This is a genomic window from Melghirimyces algeriensis, assembly GCF_900182565.1.
Classification (GTDB): domain Bacteria; phylum Bacillota; class Bacilli; order Thermoactinomycetales; family DSM-45169; genus Melghirimyces; species Melghirimyces algeriensis.
In genome coordinates, this window is record NZ_FXTI01000007.1 from 30031 (window position 1) to 52323 (window position 22293).

Genomic DNA, 22293 nt, shown 5'->3' on the forward strand with positions numbered 1-22293 from the left:
CACAATGAATGGCAGTATAGTCATTAACATTTTAGATGAGCCGAAAGAAAACCGTCAAGTAAGTGTGACAAAGGTTCAAAATATGGATACATTACATCTGGTATCGCTTTCCTGTTCGTCAGCCACAGCTGAACCAAACATGTTGGTGTGATCAACCATCGGAGTCTGAACATCGGATGGACTGGCATCGATCGTCTTGCGATGCCTCCTTGGACACCTCAAACCATTTGGTAACTTCCACACAGGTTCCTTTTCCTTCCACTGCACGAATCGTAAAATCATCCATCAAATCCCGAACTTGACGAAGTCCATACCCTTCTGCTGATACAGGAGACTCAGACAGACGGATAACTTCGCCCAAATCCTCAATCCCCGGTCCGAGGTCCTGAACGGTGATTCGAACCCCTTTTCGTCCCTCTTCACATACCCCTTCCACCGAAACAATGCCTTCTTCCGCATGGTGCACCACATTTCGTGCCAACTCTGAAACCGATTGAACAATCCGGGTCTGATCCAGTTCACGAAAGCCCATCTCTCTCGTCAAGTCCCGTACCCTTCTGCGAATGTTGACCACATCCCACTCATATTTCACCGGAATATTGATTTTCACAACGTCCCCTCCCCCGACATACAGTGCACCGTCCTAAAATGTCGGTACATCCGGCGTTTCCAGATATTGAACCTTGAACAGATGTGCATACTTTCCGTTCTGATCCATTAACTCATAATGTGTTCCACTTTCAGTAACCCGTCCATCTTCCACGACACAAATCTTATCCGCATGGGTAATCGTTGATAAACGATGCGCTACAATCAATGTCGTACGATCTCTGGCCAAACGGTTGAGCGATTCTTGAATCAACCGCTCAGATTTGAGATCCAGAGCGGATGTCGCTTCGTCCAAAATCAAGATCGCCGGATTTTTCAAGAACACTCTAGCAATTGCAATGCGTTGCTTTTGTCCTCCGGAAAGTTTCACTCCCCGCTCCCCGATCTCCGTCTCATACCCTTTGGAAAGCTCGCTGATGAATTTGTGAGCATTTGCCGCTTTTGCCGCAGCAATCACTTCCTCCATGGATGCATCCGGTTTTCCCAAGCGGATGTTCTCCAACACAGATCCACTAAAAAGAATGTTGTCTTGCAAAACCATCCCAATCTGTCCTCGAAGGCTTTTCAGCTTCCATTTTCGAACATCGACTCTATCGACTTCCACACATCCCTGTTTCACATCATAAAACCGGGGAACAAGAGAAATCAGGGAGGACTTTCCCCCTCCACTCATTCCGACTAACGCGACCGTTTGTCCGGGATCGACATGAAGATCGATACCTTTCAACACTTCTTCTCCCGCTTCATAGGAAAAATGAACATTTTTAAAAGCAATTTCTCCGTTTGCACGGGAAAGGAATTGTGCACCAGGTCGATCCTGAATATCATAGGATTCATCCATCAGTTCAAATACACGATCCATCGAGGCGAGTGATTGGGTCAAAGTGGTTGATGCATTTACCAAGCGCCGGACAGGAGAGTAGATGAGTTGCAGATATCCATAAAAAGCAGTCATTCCCCCGATCGTCAACTGATCCTGAATCACTTGTAAACCGGCAAATGCAATCACCAGGATCGGAGCAATATCGGTAATTGTATTGACAACTGCAAATGTTCGAGCATTCCAACGGGAATGAGTAAGTGCCTTCTCTAAAAAGTGACGGTTACGACGATTGAACTGAACCGTCTCATAATCCTCCAAGTGAAACGCACGAATAACAGAAACACCCTGTATTCGCTCATGAAGATGCCCCTGCATCTCAGCCAACGCTTGCGAGCGCTCGCGGGTCAACCGCCTGAGCCCCTGATAAAAATATTTAACGGCCAGTCCGTAAAAGGGAAAGACAACAAGAGAGACAATCGTCATCCAAGGGTCCATCCACAACATAATCCCCACTGCAATCGATAACGTAATCAGATCCAACCATATATTCATCATACCGGTAACAACAAAGTCCTTGGTCTGCTCCACATCGTGAATGACCCTTGAAATAATCTGTCCTACTTTCTGGTTGTTGTAGAAACGGAGAGATAATTTCTGCAGATGTTCAAACAGGCTGTTGCGAATATCAAACAGAACCCGACTGGCCGTCCATTGTGCAAAATATTGACGGTAATATTCAATCGGAAACCGTAGGACTACAAATATAAACAGCGCTCCGGCAACAATCCAAGTCAGATTCCTCAACTTCTCCTGATTGGGCAGATCTGTCAATAAAATGTCATCGACAACATATTTGAGCATCAATGGCAACAATAAAGGGATGCCGAACTTTAACACACCGACTCCCACAGTTATTGCAATCTGCTTACGGTAAGGACCGATAAATCGAAGATACCTTCGAATAGTCCCCAACCAACTTCAACTCCCGACATATAAAAATATCAGCTAACATCTTTTTTCATTATAACAAAGGAATGAGCCACCCATGAGATTGATTTCTCCGTCCGTTTCAGCCCCTAAACTTCCACTTCAGTGGATACAAGGGCTTTTTGATCCCGACACATAAAAATGAAAAACAACACGTGCTTTTGCATATGAAACAGATGCCTGAGAGATCATTTCCTTCATTTGATACTCTCTGATACTCCCGATATCCATTAAAAAAGCCGCCTTTTTATGGCGGCTTATCATTTAGCTTCGAGCCTTTTCCAAAGCGGGAAGAAGCTTGTTATTCAAAATTTTAATATAGGTTCCCTTCATTCCGAGGGAGCGTGATTCTACCACACCAGCACTCTCCAGCTTCCGAAGCGCATTGACGATCACTGAACGGGTGATCCCCACACGATCGGCAATCTTGCTGGCTACCAACAAACCTTCATTTCCTTCCAATTCGTTAAAGATATGCTCCGCAGCCTCCAACTCACTAAATGAAAGAGAGCTGATCGCAAGCTGTACGATCGCCCGACTGCGAGCCTCCTCTTCAATTTTCCCTGCCCGTTCCCGAAGAACTTCCATACCGACGACAGTGGAACCGTATTCAGCCAGTATCAGATCATCATTGACAAACTTTTCATTGATTCGGGAAAGGACAAGGGTTCCCAAATGCTCTCCTCCGCCTACGATCGGAACAAGTGTTGTATAGCCATGTTTAAACATATCCTTCATTTCCACAGGGTATGCAGTCAACGGGTCATCCACACTGATGTTGGACGAGGTTTTGTCCACATCCATCAACATCGTTGCATACTCTTCCGGAAATTGCCGTTCTTTCAGATATTTTTGCATTCGCTCATTTTCAATTTCATGATTGATGGCCAATCCGAGGATTTCTCCCTCTGGACTCACCACATAGATGTTCGCACCGATTACATCACACAAAGCTTCTGCCACCTGGTCAAAATCCACCAGATGATGACCAACGTTTTTTTGGAGAATTTTTGAAATCCTGCGGGTTTTGTTTAACAAATCCATTATTGTTCCCTCCTGCAAGCTATAGACACATGATTTTTTATTTTCCAACTACACCGGAAATGTGTAGAGTATTTCGTATTTATGTTGGATACGTGCCATATGACACAACATTTTGTAATTAATCACGATCGTGAAAGGGGAGTGCAATCCCGTACACTTCTCCCATTATGCAACGTTCGTACCACATGCGCAGCAAATTTTTGTGAACAATTTTCGACTTTTTTTATTCGTTGAACTTGTTCCTATTAGAGGAAATTCGTTAGTGAAGGGCGCCAGATAATCCATTCCACCTTTCCTTCCACCAATTCGCAGGGGATCTGGCCAACACTGGGGTAACGACTATCCCTGCTTGCATAACGGTGACGATTATCTCCCATCACAAAGATTTTTCCCTCTTCCACAATAATGGGACCAAAGTCCCCATCTTCAACATCGGTATTGACATAGGGTTCATAGACATATTTTCCGTTACGATAAAGATCACCTCCCTTGATCTCAATACGATCCCCCGGAATTCCCACCACTCTTTTCACCAGATATTTTCCCTTTCGGTTGGGATCTTCAAAAGTGACCACATCGCCTCTTTTTGGATCGTCAAACATAAAATAGAACTTATTGATTAAAAGGCGATCCCCGTCTTCCAATGTTGGTTCCATAGAGGTTCCATTCACAATGGATAGTGCCAGTCCAAACTGATTGATCATCAACGCAGCTGAAATGGCCAACAGAATGGTTTTCAGCCACGGAGTGTAAAGCGGTTTAAAAATCGCTTTCATTTTGCATCACTTCACCCCATCAGTTGATGTTCACGGGATAAATAAAGATGATATCCATTTGTCACAAACTCCGTATTAAACGGATCTTTTTGATTCTTCACATTGAATTCCAGCTTTTCTACCCCAGCCATCACATTGGTGACAATGTGCGGTGGATAACGGTATAATCGACGGTTCTTTTCAAATTCATCCTGATCCAGCCAACGATATGACCCGTCCGCTTCCACCAATAAATCCAAGTCGTAATCGGTATATATCAATCTTTGGTTTTCAATGATAAATGGGGCGGCAATATTGCAGTAAAAGCGGTAAAATCCATCTGAAGAGAATAATAGTATGGTATTAAACCACTCATTTCTATGAAACTGGCAAAGAGCCAACCCTTTTGAAACCCACTTTCGACCATCGGCTTCAGTAACACCTACATCCCGATTTGCCACTAAGAGAGATTGATCTGTACAATTGAGAACAATGGACCGTTCCCAGGAGCGATGAAAAACACCACTATGTTTTCTGCTTTCAATCTGGATAATGTCTCCCGCTCGAACCGACATGTCCATGTTTCCTCCCGGTTTATTTTCCTTTATTTCCAAAAAGATCTGTTTATAAAACAAAAAAAATCAGAATTGATGCGAAGGATTGAAAGCTATACACTTTTTACTTGACATTTTCCTGTCAGGTATGCATAATAATAAAAATTAAAAGATACTGTTCGGAAACGCAATGAAGGGGCCAGTAAGATAAGGAAACCGATCAGAGAGTAAACTCCGACAGGCTGCAAGAGTTTACCGGCAATTCTTGTCCCAACCCACCCCGGAAGCGGACGGCGATAAGCCGAGACGGTACTTCCCGTTATCGATCGGAGGCAACCTGCCTCCCCAAAGCCGGGCACACTCTGTGCCAAAAAAGGTGGTACCGCGGAAGAACCCTCTTTCGTCCTTGAGACAAAGGGGGTTCTTCCTGTTTTTTAAAACAACGAAGGAGGAGTCATCCATGGTTGATTGCAATCAAATCTGTTTTATCGGTGCTGGCTCCATGGCGGAAGCACTGCTGTCCGGTCTGTTAAACAATACTCCCACTTCAGCAAAACATATCCATGTAATCAATCGACAAAACCAGAATCGAATCCAATATTTATCAAAAAAATATGGGATTATTTCCCCAAAAGACAACCAAGCTGCAATCAAACAAGCAGACACTGTGATCCTGGCTGTCAAACCCAAAGATATCACACATGCCCTTGATCAATGGGGAATGTACTTCCACCCTGGACAACGAATCATTTCTGTTGTCGCGGGAATTTCCATTCCGTTTATTGAAAACCGACTGACCACCCGAATTCCTGTCATTCGTGCCATGCCCAACACCTCTTGTGCCGTGGCCCAATCAGCCACCGCTCTTTGTACAGGTACCCATGCCAGTGAGAAGGATTTAGACACCGCTTTTCAGATTTTCTCTTCCATTGGGACTGTGGTAGTCGTTGATGAAAAGGATATGGATGCAGTTACCGGTTTGTCAGGAAGTGGTCCAGCCTATATCTACTATCTGGTGGAAGCTCTTGAACAGGCAGGAATCCAGGCAGGACTCACCCCCTCCATCGCTCGGCATCTTACATTGCAGACACTTGCAGGGGCTGCACATATGTTGATGGAAACGAAAGAAGAGCCTGCAGAGCTCCGCCGGAAGGTAACATCTCCCGGAGGCACCACCATGGCAGGATTGGAAACCCTGGCTCAACATCATTTCCAAAAGTCATTGATCCATGCAGTCCAAAAAGCAAAACAACGCTCCAAGGAACTGGGAAAAAGCTTTTCACCTTCTCCTCGCTAAAAACCACCCCTGAGGGGTGGTTTTTGGAATAGACTGAATTTTATTTTGATTCAATGGCTGTTTCCTGAAACGAGCGATATTCCTCTGCCAATGCTACAGCTTTGGGGACATCCAAATACCCTGCTTGATCTCCCTCCATCTTCTGGGCAGTATGCATAAGGATGCTCTTTACATCATTGGGACTCAACAGAGGGTTGGCTTCCAATAGCAACGCTGCCACCCCGGCACAGAACGGGGTTGCCATAGAGGTACCCGACAGACTGATATAGTGTTCACCGACACGATTTTCTGGAAGTTGCCTTTCAATCGGTGAGTCAGGCACGGACAGAGAGATAATATTTGTTCCTGGAGCATATATGTCAGGCTTCACTAACCTGTCTAGCGTTGGACCACGACTGGAATATGGAGCCTTTTCATCATCTTCCCGTTCCAATGTATTGTGATCATCCGCGGAACCAATCGTAATAACGGAAGGAGCAATCCCAGGTGTACTGATCGTACCCGGATAAGGACCTTCATTTCCGGCTGCTACACAGACCACAATCCCCTTGTGCCAAGCCGTCTCCACTGCCTGAGCCAAAGGATCATCCCTGTAGGATTCAAAGGCCGGTGCACCCAAGGAGAGAGAAAGTACCCGAATGCCATATTGGTCGCGATGCTCCACACACCATTCCACTCCCTTGATCACCGTCGATAACCGACCACTTCCCTGGTGATCGAGAACCTTTACCCCCACAACCTTGGCTTCAGTCGCGGGTCCAGCATACAAACCCTCGGAGAGAAATCCGTTTCCAGCAATATCCCCTGCACAATGCGTTCCATGTCCTTGATCATCATATGGATCTTCTTTTCCGGAAACCAAATCAGAAAAAGCAATAATCCGCGAATCAGGCTCCATCAAGTCTTTGTGTGGATGAACACCTGTATCTATGACGGCAACGGTCACATCTTTTCCAGTCAATCCTTTCGCCTGAGCCTCTCCTACACCGCTTGATTTTCGGGCGATATCCAAATAAGCCCGCACTTCGCGGTCAAAATAAACTCTGTAAACCCCTTTTTGTGCAGTTAACTCATGAATCGTTTTAGGGTTCACTTTTCCATAAAAGCCCTTTAATAATTTAAACTCACCACTGACCTGATTGCAGGAATCCTTTTGACAAAGGTCAACAACCTCTTTTTGATGAGAAGGGTCCGCCTTGTTTTCATAGCTAACAATCACCGGAACTGCTTCTTTTTCTTCATCGACCCCGATCTCCCTCCTCTTTTTCAACTCCACAACTAGACCGGGGTCCAACACAGAACCTGCCCGTTCAAACCAAACTCCTTTTTTTCTTTTCACTACAATCACCTCCTTTTAACCCTTTTGACGAAGGAATATTTATATCCTTCTTATAATTTTGTCAATTTATCGCGAAAAATAAAATATAACCGACTGGAACACAGACGGTTTTAACAAAGTGAAATAAATATTTGTTCCGGTTATACCGGTGCGGTTAACCGGAAGTCAAAACAGTAAATGATTATAGCGCCGGTTTGCTTTCAAGAATGGAATAATACCCAAGGTGCTGATAAAACGGATAAAGCTTCTCTGTTCCTTCATCCACCATCACTTTCATCCGACGGACACCCTTGCTGCGAAAACGCTTTTCCAAAAGTTGTGTCAGACTTCGTCCGATACCACAACCTTGGTAATCAGGATGGACCGCCAAACAATAGAAGTACCCAGTGTCCTTCTTGACTGATCCTACGATGGCACCAACAACTTGATCTCCTATTTCCGCCACTAAAACCAAATCCCTGTCACAAACCAGTTGCTTGGACAACACCTTGATTGTTTCCTGTTCCTTCCTTCGTGATGCCGTCAATTTCCAAATCGAGGTAACGGCGTAAATATCGGAAAGTTGGAATGAACGAAGGTTCATAAGATGAGTCCTCCTACTACAATGGTTTTATCAGTGTACTAAATAAGGGGTTCCTTCGCAATTGTGATATTTCTGTGAAGAAAACGCTTACTCAGCCTCTTAGGTGCTTCTTTCGCCCTTTTTTTACGGATATCACAAATCTCAAACCCAGGGCTGTAAAATGAACCCCCCCCCTTCAAGGCCTTTCATCTCTATCTACTATCTAGATCTCAATAGAAGCACCATTGATCACCTTTACTTCGGGTAACGTTTCCATTTCCTTCATCAGCTTAAATAAGGCAAGGTCTTTCTGTTTTGCTTCAATCATAATATCCAAATGTTTGCTATGTTCCCTGGCAATCTTGAGAAAAGGGATCAGATCAGCCGGGTTGATTTCATCCGCATGATTTCTAAATTCCTGTTCACTTTTGGGTGATGATATATGAACTTTAGGTGGAAATGCTTCTCCTTTCCATGTTTCTGCTATATGAGGCCATAAATCTTCCAACCCTTCTCCATGATGGTTGCAACGATGATGATGAATATCCAGTACCATTGGAATATTACAGGAACAGGCAATTTCCAGCGTTTCCTGAGCCGTAAACGACTTATCATCATTTTCCAGGCAGAGATGTTCTTGCAGTTCTGGATGAAGACGGACAAAATTTTTCTTAAATGTCTCTCCCGATGCCTTCTTATCCCCGTAAACCCCGCCTACATGGATATTACACTTATATGCAGAATTCAGCCCCATCGCCTTCAACATATTGACATGACGTCGCAGATCCGCTACAGAATTCTTCAAAACTTGCTTTCTTGGAGAGTTGAGAACCGTAAAGTGATCAGGATGAAATCCGCATCGAATCCCGTTTTTTCGGACAAATTCACCAATGGAACGGAACTCGTCCTTTAAGTGTTCCACAAAATTGACTCGCTGGACTAATTCATGTCCAGCTAAAGGAATCAGCTTGGAAGAAAACCGATAAAAGGTAATATCATGTGCCAGACAATGATACAGGATTCGCTGGGTATTTCTCAGGTTTTCCCTAGCAATACGGGCAACCTTCTGTAAAGCCGCCTTACGATCGGAAATGGATTGAAATGTCTTGGCTGTCATGGTTTTGGAAGGGGAAGCATCCTTCACATTGAGGCTCATCGCTACAAATCCAAATCGAACCAACATATGCAATCACCCTTCCATAGATTGCCCTGTCCATTCACAATGTATGAAAACAACAAAGTTCACCATACTTGATAATGAGGTGATGAGCGTGTATATGGGCAGAACATTGGATGAACTTACCGGTGTCCCGATTTCAGAGTGGGATATGGAAGAGCTTTCCTACCATCACTTTTCTATGTCTCAGATGTCCCCATTGATGAATGCCCAGGGAATCAGTCTGCACAATCAGGTCATCAAGGAAATCGAACGACGGGGTGGTTTGCAATCCGACAACAATGCGGGAGCCAACCACCCGGCATATGACAGAGACAGTTTCGATGAACATCGATTTACCTTTTAAAGGACACGGGGGCTTGACAAAATGGTGAAGGGATGATTTCCGTCTCTGCATCAACAGGCGAAAAAACGAGAGCAAAAGCAGACTTGGAGAGGGGTTAAATCACCCTTTCCTCGTCTGATGCTCGCTTTCATCCCCATATCTAAAGCCAAGGGTTTTCTCGCTCGCAAAAAATATAAAAAACCGGGGCCATACAACCTTAGGCATCGTTTCACTTAAATTTTCAATGTGAACTGCTCTCCACGAAAGTGGTAGAGCTTCTCGGTTCATCGAGCCGCAGGCGGGTACTCTCCGCGAGCTTCACTTCCCGTAGTTTCTACGGTACATGTTGAAAATGTTTTTGTGGATTTTTCCACATGACAGGAATCGTTTTACATGGTGACTGTTCCTTCCTCATCACAACCCCATACGACTCGGTTTTCAAGGTATAAATCGAACGAGTTTTCGCTCTTATTTTGAGTATACAAAAGATTGTCAAACTTGCGAGGGGGGGTATTGGATTCCCGCTCGCATTTCCTAAATGTCTATTCCTGCTCCACTTCCACTTTCTTATTCCTTTCCAACAACACTATCAATCCTGGAAGCAGTACACCCCGGATCAGGAAGGTATCCAGAATAATACCCACGGCGACAATGAATCCGAACACAAACAGAAGCTGAACTGGTTGGGTCATGAGTACTGCAAAGGTGGCGGCCAGAATAATTCCGGCAGATGAAATGACGCCTCCAGTACTGGCAACCGCGTTTTCAGCCGCTTCTTTAACCGTACGAGTTCGGCTTTCTTCCTGAAACCTGGAGACAAGCATAATATTATAGTCGATACCAAGAGCCACTAGGAATACAAAGGCATAGAGCGGTACCCTTGGGCTAATGGTATGGATGTCAAAAAACAGGTCTGTCAGGAATATCCCCAGTCCCAACGCAGCCAGGAAGGAAACCAGAATTGTCCCCATCATGTAAATCGGCATTTTCAACGATTTCGTCAACACAATCAGCATGAAGAAAATCAAAATGGTTTCCAGCAGTACAATAACGACTACATCACGATTGTTTATGGCTCGTTCGTCGATTTTAGCTGCAGTTTCCCCGGCAAAATAAAGTTCTCCCTCTACGTTGCTGGCAGCTAAAATGTCACCCTGTTCAGCAATAATCTCTTCCAGTGTATCCATGGTCTTAACATCATAAGGATTCTCTGCAAACGTCAGACTATAATCCACGACTTTTCCTTCTTCTGCGACCCTGTTAATCCGAACCTCACTGACTAATGGCTGGTCTGCCAGTACCTTCCGTAAATCCTCCTGCTGGCCTTGGGAAAGAGCTTTTTCTCCTTCAAACAACACCGTGGTTGGAGCCAGATCTCCCTTATCAAATTTTTCCCCTAACATTTCATATCCCTGTCTGGATGGCATATCCTCAGGGAAGGAACTCATGGTGTCATATTCATATTGCAGATGAAACATATTCCCAGCAGACACCATCAGAGAAATAACAATGGCAGCAACAGAAATGCCGGGCTTTCCTACAACAAAACGGCCTACCTTGCTCCAGAAGGAATTGTTCTTAACCGCTTTATCTCCTACCCGCGGAATTTCAGGCCAGAAAGACCTTCTTCCAAATAGAGTAAACAGCGCAGGAGTAAAAGTGACAGATGCCAGCATCACAACTGCCATGATCGTGGCAAAGGCTGGAGCAAAATTTTGATAATCTCCGGACTTTGCAAAAAACAGCACCAGCATGGCAACCAGCACCGTACCGCCAGAGAAAAATACCGGCATCCCCGTTTCTCTCATCGCCGCCTTCATGGCTTCAAATTTATTTTCATGCTTTTTTAATTCTTCGCGGAACCTCGAAAACACAAACAAAGAATAATCTGTTACAGATGCAAATAACAGAATCGAACCGATGGATAATGTCTGGTTGCTGATCGTAAACCCGGCCATTCCCATCAGACCTAGAAGCTGATTGGCCATTTCATACACAAAAGCCGCTGCAAGAAGTGGGATCAGCGCCAGCAATGGTGAACGGTAAATCACAATCAATAAAATCAAAATGATTCCTATAGTAGAAAAAAGTAAAACAAGATCCGCTCTGGAAAAAAGATCTAGAGAATCGACTGCGATCCCTGCTGGCCCGGTCATATACAGTTCAAACCCATCATATTCGGCCGCAATTTCTTCCATGCTCTCCTTTGACTCCCGCAGCTCTTTTGACTCAAAAGATGGGTCAAAGATTAACGGAATCATCACTGTTCGTTTATCTTCTGAAATAAAGTCAACCTGAGCCTGGGGCGGCAGTTCAGCAAATGGAATAATCTGGTCTACTCCTGCCACATCACTGATACGATTTAATGCCTCCTCCAAGTCAGAAGCCTCTAACTCTCCATCATTCGAATCAATCACTAATATGGCTGGAGTCCCATCATCATTTTCTGAAAAATATTTATCCACCTTCTCTTGGGCAATGACAGAGCTGGCATCATCGGATAAAAATTCAACTGTGGATACTTCATACTCCTTAGCGTTCGGGGCAAACATAGCCAAAAGCATTGTTGCAATCAGCCAGAGAAGCAGGGTCACCCACATCCCCTTCTTCGTTGATACAAGATCTGTAAGCTTATTCAATAAGGATTTCATCGTTTCATCCCTTTCTTTTGATAAAATCCTACTCAAAATGACAAAAATGTCACTTTGGATATAAAAATTACACTTCCATTACTAGTTATTATCTTCCAAAGTAACAGAAGTGTCAATTATCATCTGTAAACATTCCGTCACGAATAATTTCCTTCATAGACTGAACCCACTCGGAATGAGGGATTTGTGCCAAATTAGGAACTAAAAAAGACTGAAGAATGTAGCCAACAATCAACGTGTCAGGAATATGGGGTTTTAGTTTTCCCTCCTTTTTTCCCAAGCCCACAAATCCAACGAGAGATTGATACATGTTCAGGTGCAGGCCGTCCAGTTTTTTGTTTTTTTCTTCCATTTTTTTATTATTTACAGGAACATGTCGTCCAATTTCAATGAGCTGATGAATGTTCCGATGACTCATCATAAGCTCCAGCAAATAATTAAACTGATCCTCAAAATCGTCATAATCATCAATTTTCCTCAACTTATCCATAAACTGATCCATTTCATACATCATAAATTCCATGATCAGCTCTTCTTTATTGCCAAAATACTTATACAGTGCACTTCTGGAAACCTTCAGCCGCTCCGCCAGCAACCCAAAAGTAAACCCCTCATATCCATGATTCAGGAGAAGCTCTTTTGTCGCCAGGAACAAATCCTCATCCGAAAACTTCCGCTCACGCGCCATGATCTCACCTCCATTTCATTATAAAACAACAAAAAAGGAAACGACAGATGAAAAGCTTCAACCCTGCAGATAGAGCAACAAGCCAAAACGACCACACTCCGTGATCTGCACCAGTTTTCGAATTTGCTTATACTTGATGTGAGTACCTCTTTATTATTGAGGGGGCAGTCCTAGCACCTGACACCCTGACTTACAGGAGGCACTTTTCTTTTTCTAAATGCTGACACCCGTTCATGGAACGGGTGTTTTCATTTCAGCTGTTGGACTGCTTCCTTATAGCGTTTATTATCCGGGTCCAAACTTAGCGCTTTTTTATAATGTTTTCTAGCCTTCTCCTTTTCTCCCATACGCTGTAAAACAATACCATATTGATAATGAGAAGAAGCCGCACCGGGTGCCAATTCAAGAGAACGTTTTGCACTCTTTTTCGCTTGCTTCAGATCACCTGCGTAATACTCAGCAATGGATAAAAAGTAGTAGGCATTCGCGCTGTCCGGATAAAGTTTCGTTGCCTGTTCAAAGGTATCAACGGCAGATTTGGTATATTGGTCCATCATTTTTTGTTTCTTTTTGGAAGGGAGCTTTGAGTCATCGGAAAAGCGCTTCCGTTGTGTTAAATAGATTCTGCCCAACCTCATATGATATGCCGGGTTGTTAGGCTTTAACTGAACCGCCTTTTCAGCATGGGTCATAGCTTTTTCCGGCTGGTTTTCTTCTAAAAGAAACTCAGCCAAACGATCACGGTAAGAAGCTTGATCCGGTTTGATGTCAACAGCAGATTCCAAGGATTGAATGGCTGCTTTGTAATCCTCTTTTTCACCATAAATGTTCGCCAGCTGATATAAATAATCGGGGTTGTTTTTATCTTTGGAAATCGCTTTCTTTATCGCAGACTCCGCTCGGTTCAACTGACCTGACCAAAGAGCATTGACAGACAAGGTATAATATACTTCTGGATCCGAAACCTTTTTTACGCCTTGTTCCAGTATATCCACTGCCTTATTATACTTTTGCTTTTGATGATACAGATCCGCCAAGTGAAGCAAATACTGCTTATCTGAAGGATCCGTCTCCACGGCCAATTTGGCTTTGGAAATGGCCGATGGATAATTTTCATCCTTCATATACCGAACAGACTCTCCATAATAACGGGCAGCCTCTTCCTCATCCCCAGTTCCGAACAAAAGATAACTGGCTCCTAGTCCAGCGATTAAAAGAAGAGCAACACTCCATAAAGCAGGTTTTTTGCGAACAAAATCAAAAAATATCGGTTTCTTCTTCACCGATGGGTCGGAAGACGGAGCAAGAACCTCAAATGTAGCCGCTTCTTCTTGAAATTCCTCTCTTTCCCATACCTTGTTTCCTGGAGGAAGTTCATGGGATCGGTGCGGGTCCCTACACTCCTGAGTTGGAAAAAGTGGACCTGCAACCCAGTTCTCCCATTCATCAGGATTTAATGCGGCGGATGGAGAGTCTGGCAGGTCATCATTCTTTAACAGCAATGCAAATGGATCCTCTCGAACTGTATCCTCGTTGGGTTTTCCTTGGGGGGCAGTACCCGTACCTCGTAAACCTTCAGCAAGAAACATTTCCAATCTGCCAACAAATTCGGACAAACGGGGACGATCCAATGGATGCTCTCCCAAACTCTTCAAAACCATATGTTCCAGATCAGAGGGAACATCATCTCTGTACCAACGCATGGATTGCACTTTTCCCGGTTCTAGTGCAGTACCTGTCAGCATCATATATCCCATCAATCCGAGGGAGTAAACATCCAGCGCTTCATTCATCCGAAGACGTTCCTCCAGGGGCAAGGAGCGATATTGACTCCCTTTCCTTTTGGGTAACATCCCTTCAGGACCCCCATATAAGAAACGTACGGAATCATCAGTGATGAAGATATTCTGAGGGTGAACAACTGTAAACTGCCCCTCTGCATACATCTTCACCAAAGGTCGGGAAATCGATGTTAACAACCGGATACTTTCAGCTAAAGACCAAGGTACTGAAGGGTACAAACGTTGTGTAAACAATGTTCCTTCTACGTTTTCAAATACTTGATATAAAATCCCATCTTCCACAAATAGTCCTTCAATAGGAAAGAAGAAAGATGGATTTCTATGGAACAACTCCTCCATTCTTACGTTCTCATCCACCCAGTTCAGATCCAATGCATGGATGAAACGCGTTTGTCCCATGGAATGTTGTGTTGGAGAATGGATGCGCACATAATATAATGCTCCCAAAACAAAAGGATACACATTCAGCACCTGAAAGGTGTCCCGAATCCACTCATCCTTTCTTTTCATCTTCATCCGTTATCCTGCTCCCTTGTCATCGCTCTGAGTTAATAACGGTTAATAGTTTTCGATTAATATCTAAATTTGTTCTGCAATTGCGGTATTTTCATCTTACCATGGACGCACGAAATAGAGTAGCCTTACTGATGCGGGTCAAATTCTCAATCAACAAAATCGAGCATGGGACAAGCAGTATCATAGTTCCAATTTATAACTTATGTAGGATTTCCCTAAAAAAAAACACAAGACATAATGAAGAGGAATATGTTGTTAAAGGAGGAAGATCTATTGGGAAGCAAGAAAGTAAAACTTGCTACAATCACTTCACTGTCTGTGGTCGGACTCATGGTGTCCAATCCAGCCTATGCCAACCCATCCGAATTACCAGGTAATCCGGATGTAACGGTTGACGACGAAATCACTGTGCAAACACCTACTCCTCAGCCTGATACTCCGGAACCTGATCCCGATAATCCACCAGATGGTGGGGATAACCCTCCGGAACCTGATCCGGGAAACCCACCAGATGGTGGGGATAACCCTCCGGAACCTGATCCGGAAAACCCAGGTGATGGGGACAACCCTTCCGATCCTGATCCGGGAAACCCAGGTGATGGGGACAACCCTTCCGATCCTGATCCGGAAAACCCAGGCGATGGGGACAACCCTTCCGACCCTGATCCGGAAAACCCAGGTGATGGGGACAACCCTTCCGATCCTGATCCGGGAAATCCAGGTGATGGGGATAACCCTTCCGACCCTGATCCGGAAAACCCAGGTGATGGGGATAACAATGACAATAATGACGGCACTGACACTCCTGGTGAGGACTTGGCTCCCAGTCCTTCCAATCCGGTTGATTCAGATAAACCTGAGTCCGTCAGCTATCATCATAACTCCAAGGGACAACAAAATGATAAGAATGACGACAAAGAGGATGATAAAGAAAAAGAAGATGGTGGAGAGATGCCGGACACCTCTTCTTCTCATCCCACCCAAATGGCCAGCGGTCTGATCACGGCCATGGCCGGTGCCATGCTTTTGTTCTTCCGTCGCTTTCGTCCGCAAAAAGAAACAGAATAACGATAAATCTCTCCTCCCCAGTGGAGGAGTTTTTTTTTATGCAGATCTCTACTTATAGCTTTAGAACAATCTGGAGAAAATGACAAAGGATAGCCATACAAACAGGAGGAAAGCAGAAAATATGGGAGCACAGGATACACAAAAACGCATTGCCCTAATCGGCTGGAGCTTACCGATCATGGAAGCGGCCGATCGCTTAAACCGGCCTTTTGTCGTTGTGGGGATGCCAAACTGTCAGGATTACGCAAAAAAATATGACCTTCCATTTGTGAGTTGGGATTTTGAAAAGATGAACAAACAAACGGAAATGGAAGACCGATTGAAACATGCGGAGGAACTTTACTACCGTTTAAAGGATTATGGAGCGGAGCACGCGATTCCACTATTTGAAGAAACTGTTGAATGGGCGGGAGCCCTTAATGCACTCTTCAAAGAAAATCCGCGTCATTTTTATCATTCGCTTCTCTTTCGCCATAAAGCCAGAATGAAACGTAGAGCACTGATTGGCGGATTGAAAGTGGGTGTGTTTGAAGAGGGAAAAAACAAAAATGATGTCAAACGTTTTTTTAAATCCATCAATGACGCTTGTTTAAAAATCGATAACAAAGATTATGAACCTGTTCATATAAAAGCTTTTGACCGAGCTGGGGCTGCTGGACACCGGTTGATCCGTTCTGAAGAGGATATTGAAAAAAAACTGACAGACCATAATTTCCCTTGCCTGATGGAGAGTCATCTGGACGGTACAGAAGTGTCCTGTGAAGTATTTATCCGTAATGGAAAGATTCTGTTTTTGAACATTACGGAGTATGTGGTATTTGGATATTCCATGATGGCCCCCCCATCACCGGAAATTGAAAAAAAACGACCCCAAATTCGCGAAGCCTGCCAACAATTGATTGATGCCTTTGATATTGACTGTGGTGTCATCCATCCGGAATTTTTCCTTGCCGAAGATGGCAGAATCAATTTTGGGGAAGTTGCTTTCAGGGTACCTGGAGGCCATATTTATGAACTGATACAGCGAACCTACGGTTTTAATGCTTTTGAGGGTCATCTGTTATGTTGTGACCCAAATACAACGGACGAAGAGTTACATGACTTTTTTCCCGATGAAACCAAACCGAAAGGGCATGCAGGTAGTTTGCTGGTCTATCCGAGGGTAAAGTATATTCAGGGTTTAAACATTCCGGAGACACTTGAAAACCATCCAGGGTATGATCGGCACAATATGTTTACCCCGGTAGAACGAAAAGTTCCCGATCGAGAAGGGTATGGAAATCACCATGGTACCGTTTTTTTCTATCACGAGGACAGCGAACATGTCAGGCAACCACTACAGGATTTTGTTGAGCATGACTTTTATATATAAAGGGAGGCGTGAAATATGAGTGTGAATCCAGAGAAAACACTTCAGTCAGAACGATTTGTACAGGCACTTCATACACTGGATCAAGCACAACCGTTTGTCAAACAGTTGTATCAAAACAATTTCTTTCAAGAGGCATCACGTTTAATGGACAGCATGGATGGTATGCAAATGCTGTATCAATATGCCGACCAGTTTGATCAGGCAGGTGTGTTCGAAGGGGGGCCTTGGGAAGATCCGTCGAAACTACAGCCCAATTTGGTTAATGGATCGTTAAGAGTCGATGGGTTAGAATCGGTCGTTACCATTTTGAGCGAGCTTCGCATGCTATCAATTGCAAAAGAACGGCAACAGCATGAAAAAGTGACCACTACGATGGCCAAAAAATACTTGTATGAGGTGATGGCACTCAATCTTGACTTTATTTTCCCCGAAGAAACGGAACAGGCACGAATCGAACAAGGAAAGGAAACGGAACGCGCTCAACGTTTGTTTCAAGTGATTGTCGATGAATTGTCCCTAAAGGCTATCTCCAGAACGTTGATTCAGGAAATCAAACGGTTATCCATCCAACGTCCCATTATGGTTAATCGTATTCATTTAATGATCCATAAGGGAGAACAGTTGTTACATACGGATGTGGATGAACAGGACCGGGAAGAATTACAACAGTTTCATGGCGCCATTTCCAGGCTAACCCCTCTTAGTCAAACGCATTCTGAATTTCCGGCTTATCGGTCTCAATTAAAAACACTCTCTGAAACAGAGTTAAGACAGGAAGCCGAAGCCTTTTCTGAATCAATGAGAGAAACGGGTCTTGTCTCTCCCTATCATGCCATTCTTGTTCGATATCTGAACCGTTTCAAACCCGAAATGCTGCCTGAAGCACTGAAGCTAAACAACAAAGGAACGGCAAACTTTGAAGAGCATCGACCGCTGATTCAAGAGCTGATTAAGGTAGCCATTCATCCTCCCACTTCCCAATCTTTGTATGGTCTTGCCCGCATGTTGGAAAGAGGGGTGTTATCCCATTTCCCTGTCATCCCCAGTTTGCGCCGCTTGATCGAGCTGGACTTACAGCCGGATGTGCGAAAAACACTGTTGGAAGCGTTTCCTGACACGGATGGATTGACGGCAAACGACATTTTGGTGGCTGGTATTCTCAGTGTACTGGGTCAGCCACTGGGCATCGGTCAAGGTTTAAACCCCACCTGTCAAAGTGCACGAGCACTCAGTCTCTGGTCTATTCATGCGCCGGGACATCTGTTGCACCTGATCGCCAGAGCCGCACGGGATGGAGATATTGACTTGACCTTTGAAGGAGACCGGATTCACTCCCGTTTTTTGCCTGGTGGTCTAACGCCTGAGCTGCACAAAGAATTGGACCCGGTCTCTCTGGTTCTCGTTCCGCATTTGGATCGGATCTATGCAGAGATGATTCGCCGGGTACAATTTCGGCTGGACGACCCTCACAAATGGGTGAACCCTGCCTTTTATGGAGAATGGATTCCCAGAGGATTTACCAAGGTTTTTGATCATTTCACCGGAAATGTCACCGATTTTTCTCCATTTGTACGTCTTTTTTACGCTACACATCATCCGGAATACAATGAAGGATATGAACTGATCTACCCCAATCCCGTGGGGATCTGTGTCACAACCGTTCACGGTAAAATGCTCGGCTTCCATGCAGTTTCGATTCAACGCATTAAAAAGGACCCAGATGGCGAATACCGCATCTATTTCTACAATCCCAACAATGACAGCTCACAAAACTGGGGGCAAGGTATTGAACCGGCCGTTCAGGGACATGGGGAAGTGGAAGGAGAATCCTCTCTGCCTTTCCACGAATTTGTATCCCGTTTATATGCCTTTCACTATAATCCATATGAACAAGGAGATGCTTTTGCCGTAGAGGATTCCATTGTGGAAAAGGTAGAGGAATTGGCTCGCAACAGTTGGGGGCAAGAATACCATTGGACCGGGAAAAATACGCTGGGTTAATCGCCAACCATCTCTTTTAGGGCGGTTTTATTCATGTAAATTTTTAAACCAAATATTCATGGATTCCAACCGCCCTGCTATATTGCTGTTTTGTACCATCCGACCCCCGTAAGTAAATCCGTGACGGGAATTAATCAAATTCATCCCTGCGGAAACAGCACGAGCATAGCAGAATAATGTTTGCACACCTTTTTGCTTCATCTGTTTCACCTGGTATGAAAATTGATGGGAAAGCAAACGAAGGTTGCGATGCTCAGGCAATGTAACACAATCACTGATCTCTGCACAATTAAATAAAGGCAAAATATCTGTTGAACAGGCACTTACAATGCAACCATGATACTTTACAACGGTAAAAAAAACCTGATTGTTCATCATCTCTCGTATAAATTGAGGGTCGTTCATCGGTGTAGGATATGTTTCAAACACTTGCTGATACAGCTCAGCCATTTCAGGAGCATCTTTTGCCTGGGCATTTTGCATAGTGTATCCGTCCGGCAACGAAGGTTTGACAGCCTTTTTGCGATTTCCCTTTACTACTTCCATCACCCGTTGCTCTTCCTTGAGATCCACCGGACGATTCCTTTTCGGGTCAAGAAACAGTGAATAAATATATGCAGCCTCTCCTTGAAAAAAACCGTCGATATATCCTTCCGGTATAAATCTCTTTCCCTTTAACGCATCCTTCTCTTCTTTTTTTACATAAAAAAGCAGTTTATCACACTGTTCTTCATATGCCACTTTTTTCAGTTTTTCGATCATACGATCTACTGGGTCAGACAGCTGATACACTTTCATTCGACGGCTGATCGGTTCCACATCTACTTTTTGTCCCATTTGAACCCGTTGCCGGACGATTTCTCGCGGAATACTCATCGGTTTATTTCTACCTCCCACCAATGTTTCTTCCTCTCTCATTATAAGAATCGGTCAGGGACTTTAGAACTGCAATATCACTGGGGGTTACAGCTGTCCGCAAAGGAAAAAACCCTTCCATTTACGGAAAGGGTTTTTGATCATTATTGAGCCGTATAAATATTGACGGAGAGTACTCCCCCATTGATATAAGACTTGATCAAAATCGGTTTGTCGAGATTGTTTCGAAACTTAAAGTCAGGACCATACCAAGCTACTGTGGCATCCCTTCCTTTGGGGACATAGTCAATCTCCTTACTGTGAGAAGCGCGAGCTACTATTTGAAGACCCGCATAATCCACACTGTTAAACAAGGTGGAGGATGTTTGACAAATCCCTCCCCCTAGACCGTCTGTAAATTCACCATTGACGATCACAGTGGCGGATTTATATCCACGGGCTCTTGTCCTTTGGCCCACCGTTTTATTAAATGAGAAAACTTCACCGGGATTTACCACCCGGTTATTGATTGCTTGGCTGGACAGCCGGAGATTGGTTGTTCGGTTGACATTTCCCGGATTAAAACGAGTGCGGTAGCTTCCTATGCGTTTTTCATCTACTCGTTTTATATCCTCAGCGGTTACCTTTGGTTTCAACGTTTTTACAGGCAGAACCCGCTCCTCGTTCACCCGTGCTGGAAGTTCGGAAAGCCATGTATCGATTTCCTCATCATCGATCGCTATTCCCTCTCTTGCAGGTTGGATTTTTCCTCCAAAACGCTCTGTCCTGGCATCGACAGCGGGTTGGTTTACTTCCTTTTTCACTTTTTCAAACCATTTATCCCACTTTTTCCGATCCAGTGATTTCGGATCTTCTCCATCAAAGCCCATTTTTCGCAGATCTGCTTCCCACGTTTGGTCTTCATAGCTCAATGTGAGTTTCAACGGCTTCGGCTTCTTTTTCTCTGCAACTTGTTCTTGGGCCGGATCGGCGGCACTTGTATCTTGAGTCACTCCACCGGTCAAAACCGCTACAGCAGCCACAATCAAAAGAGCTCCAATACTCAGGGTTCCCATAGCCGCCTTCATCGGTCCCCATTTACGCAAAGGAACGTTTCGGAGAAACGGGATACCAGCCATGATCCCAATCAATCTCTCTCCCACACGATGCATTTTGAGAGATACAATTGAAAGAACTTTACCTTGTGAGCCAACTGGCGGATTGGAGTCATTGGACTCTTGCTCGGTTTTTTCCTTCGTTTTCTCGACTGGTGCGGACTCTCCTTCCGCCTTTTCTGTCGACTCCTCAGATGATGTGGACTCTTCCTCCGCCTTTTCCTTTGTTTTCTCGGCTATTGCGGACTCTCCTTCTGCCTTTTCCTTCGTTTCCCCAGCTGGTGCGGACTCTCCCTCCGCCTTTTCTGTCGACTCCTCAGATGATGTGGACTCTTCCTCCGCCTTTTCCTTTGTTTCCTCGGCTGTTGCGGACTCTCCTTCCGCCTTTTCCGTCGACTCCTCAGATGATGTGGACTCTTTCTCCGCCTTTTCCTTCGTTTCCTCGGTGGTTTGATCTCCTTCTTCTATTTCTCGATCCCGGTCTATTCTTTTCTCTTCCAAAAGTTTCCCTCTCCTTTTAGAATATTTCTCTATCCGGGCAAAGCCGACTTTGATTTTTTTGTATCTATTTCTAACGTAATCGTATAGGAAACAGCTTGCAATCATTCTTGGCAAATTCCGTCTAATGGTAAGTGATCCCCACTACTTCTTCAGGAAGAAAATATACGCAAAGAGTCCTATCCTCGCACTTCAAAAGCCTCTGAACTGTATTATATTACATAAAATTCCATTATTTAAGAATCAAACACCCAT

19 protein-coding genes are annotated in these 22293 nt (G+C 44.4%); 6 read left to right on the forward strand and 13 right to left on the reverse strand.

Features of this window, described 5'->3' with window-relative positions; genetic code table 11:
- Positions 1–4: 4 nt before the first annotated feature.
- Positions 5–151 (forward strand): hypothetical protein, encoded by a 147-nt coding sequence (locus tag FN782_RS17075; RefSeq protein ID WP_221930178.1) that lies wholly within the window; start codon positions 5–7, stop codon positions 149–151.
- On the opposite strand, the gene FN782_RS10940 is transcribed toward FN782_RS17075, so the two are convergent.
- From FN782_RS10940 to FN782_RS10960, 5 genes are all read right to left on the reverse strand, one after another.
- On the reverse strand, positions 152–610 hold the full coding sequence (locus FN782_RS10940; RefSeq protein ID WP_142505845.1) for an ATP-binding protein: 459 nt from the start codon (positions 608–610) through the stop codon (positions 152–154). It abuts the gene before it with no gap.
- Between the two features lie 33 nt (positions 611–643).
- A complete protein-coding gene (locus FN782_RS10945) occupies positions 644–2404 on the reverse strand; it encodes an ABC transporter ATP-binding protein (RefSeq protein ID WP_142505846.1) in 1761 nt (586 codons plus the stop codon).
- A 279-nt stretch (positions 2405–2683) separates the two neighbouring features.
- Positions 2684–3463 carry a GTP-sensing pleiotropic transcriptional regulator CodY gene (codY, locus tag FN782_RS10950; protein ID WP_142505847.1) on the reverse strand — a complete coding sequence of 260 codons (780 nt, stop codon included), beginning with the start codon at positions 3461–3463 and terminating at the stop codon, positions 2684–2686.
- A gap of 245 nt (positions 3464–3708) precedes the next feature.
- Positions 3709–4239 (reverse strand): signal peptidase I, encoded by a 531-nt coding sequence (gene lepB / locus FN782_RS10955; protein WP_142505848.1) that lies wholly within the window; start codon positions 4237–4239, stop codon positions 3709–3711.
- Positions 4240–4250: 11 nt separating this feature from the next.
- A complete protein-coding gene (locus FN782_RS10960; RefSeq protein WP_185956234.1) occupies positions 4251–4793 on the reverse strand; it encodes a DUF402 domain-containing protein in 543 nt (180 codons plus the stop codon).
- A 439-nt stretch (positions 4794–5232) separates the two neighbouring features.
- On the opposite strand from FN782_RS10960, the gene proC reads away from it, so the two are divergent.
- Complete coding sequence (gene proC / locus FN782_RS10965) at positions 5233–6069, forward strand: pyrroline-5-carboxylate reductase (RefSeq protein ID WP_142505850.1); 837 nt, start codon at positions 5233–5235, stop codon at positions 6067–6069.
- A gap of 40 nt (positions 6070–6109) precedes the next feature.
- On the opposite strand, the gene FN782_RS10970 is transcribed toward proC, so the two are convergent.
- The 3 genes from FN782_RS10970 to uvsE form a co-directional block, all read right to left on the reverse strand.
- Positions 6110–7408 carry a S8 family peptidase gene (locus FN782_RS10970; RefSeq protein ID WP_142505851.1) on the reverse strand — a complete coding sequence of 433 codons (1299 nt, stop codon included), beginning with the start codon at positions 7406–7408 and terminating at the stop codon, positions 6110–6112.
- A 181-nt stretch (positions 7409–7589) separates the two neighbouring features.
- The gene (locus tag FN782_RS10975) at positions 7590–7991 is read right to left on the reverse strand and encodes a GNAT family N-acetyltransferase (protein WP_142505852.1); all 402 of its coding nucleotides are present in this window, start codon (positions 7989–7991) and stop codon (positions 7590–7592) included.
- A 202-nt stretch (positions 7992–8193) separates the two neighbouring features.
- The gene (gene uvsE / locus FN782_RS10980; protein WP_142505853.1) at positions 8194–9153 is read right to left on the reverse strand and encodes a UV DNA damage repair endonuclease UvsE; all 960 of its coding nucleotides are present in this window, start codon (positions 9151–9153) and stop codon (positions 8194–8196) included.
- Between the two features lie 88 nt (positions 9154–9241).
- Here uvsE and FN782_RS10985 point away from each other — a divergent pair, with 88 nt between their 5' ends.
- Positions 9242–9493 (forward strand): hypothetical protein, encoded by a 252-nt coding sequence (locus FN782_RS10985; protein ID WP_221930182.1) that lies wholly within the window; start codon positions 9242–9244, stop codon positions 9491–9493.
- Positions 9494–10014: 521 nt separating this feature from the next.
- Here the strand turns inward: FN782_RS10985 and FN782_RS10990 are convergent.
- The 3 genes from FN782_RS10990 to FN782_RS11000 form a co-directional block, all read right to left on the reverse strand.
- Positions 10015–12123 (reverse strand): MMPL family transporter, encoded by a 2109-nt coding sequence (locus FN782_RS10990; protein WP_142505855.1) that lies wholly within the window; start codon positions 12121–12123, stop codon positions 10015–10017.
- 112 nt (positions 12124–12235) lie between these two features.
- On the reverse strand, positions 12236–12811 hold the full coding sequence (locus FN782_RS10995) for a TetR/AcrR family transcriptional regulator (RefSeq protein ID WP_142505856.1): 576 nt from the start codon (positions 12809–12811) through the stop codon (positions 12236–12238).
- A 248-nt stretch (positions 12812–13059) separates the two neighbouring features.
- Complete coding sequence (locus FN782_RS11000; protein WP_142505857.1) at positions 13060–15129, reverse strand: tetratricopeptide repeat protein; 2070 nt, start codon at positions 15127–15129, stop codon at positions 13060–13062.
- Between the two features lie 273 nt (positions 15130–15402).
- Between FN782_RS11000 and FN782_RS11005 the strand changes: the two genes are divergently transcribed.
- From FN782_RS11005 to FN782_RS11015, 3 genes are all read left to right on the forward strand, one after another.
- A complete protein-coding gene (locus tag FN782_RS11005) occupies positions 15403–16197 on the forward strand; it encodes an MSCRAMM family adhesin (RefSeq protein WP_185956235.1) in 795 nt (264 codons plus the stop codon).
- A 121-nt stretch (positions 16198–16318) separates the two neighbouring features.
- A complete protein-coding gene (locus FN782_RS11010; RefSeq protein ID WP_142505859.1) occupies positions 16319–17569 on the forward strand; it encodes an ATP-grasp domain-containing protein in 1251 nt (416 codons plus the stop codon).
- Between the two features lie 15 nt (positions 17570–17584).
- Complete coding sequence (locus FN782_RS11015) at positions 17585–19570, forward strand: hypothetical protein (protein ID WP_142505860.1); 1986 nt, start codon at positions 17585–17587, stop codon at positions 19568–19570.
- A gap of 27 nt (positions 19571–19597) precedes the next feature.
- On the opposite strand, the gene ablB is transcribed toward FN782_RS11015, so the two are convergent.
- Both ablB and FN782_RS11025 read right to left on the reverse strand, forming a co-directional pair.
- The gene (gene ablB / locus FN782_RS11020) at positions 19598–20446 is read right to left on the reverse strand and encodes a putative beta-lysine N-acetyltransferase (RefSeq protein WP_185956236.1); all 849 of its coding nucleotides are present in this window, start codon (positions 20444–20446) and stop codon (positions 19598–19600) included.
- A 143-nt stretch (positions 20447–20589) separates the two neighbouring features.
- The gene (locus FN782_RS11025; protein ID WP_185956237.1) at positions 20590–22041 is read right to left on the reverse strand and encodes a VanW family protein; all 1452 of its coding nucleotides are present in this window, start codon (positions 22039–22041) and stop codon (positions 20590–20592) included.
- Between the last annotated feature and the right edge of the window lie 252 nt (positions 22042–22293).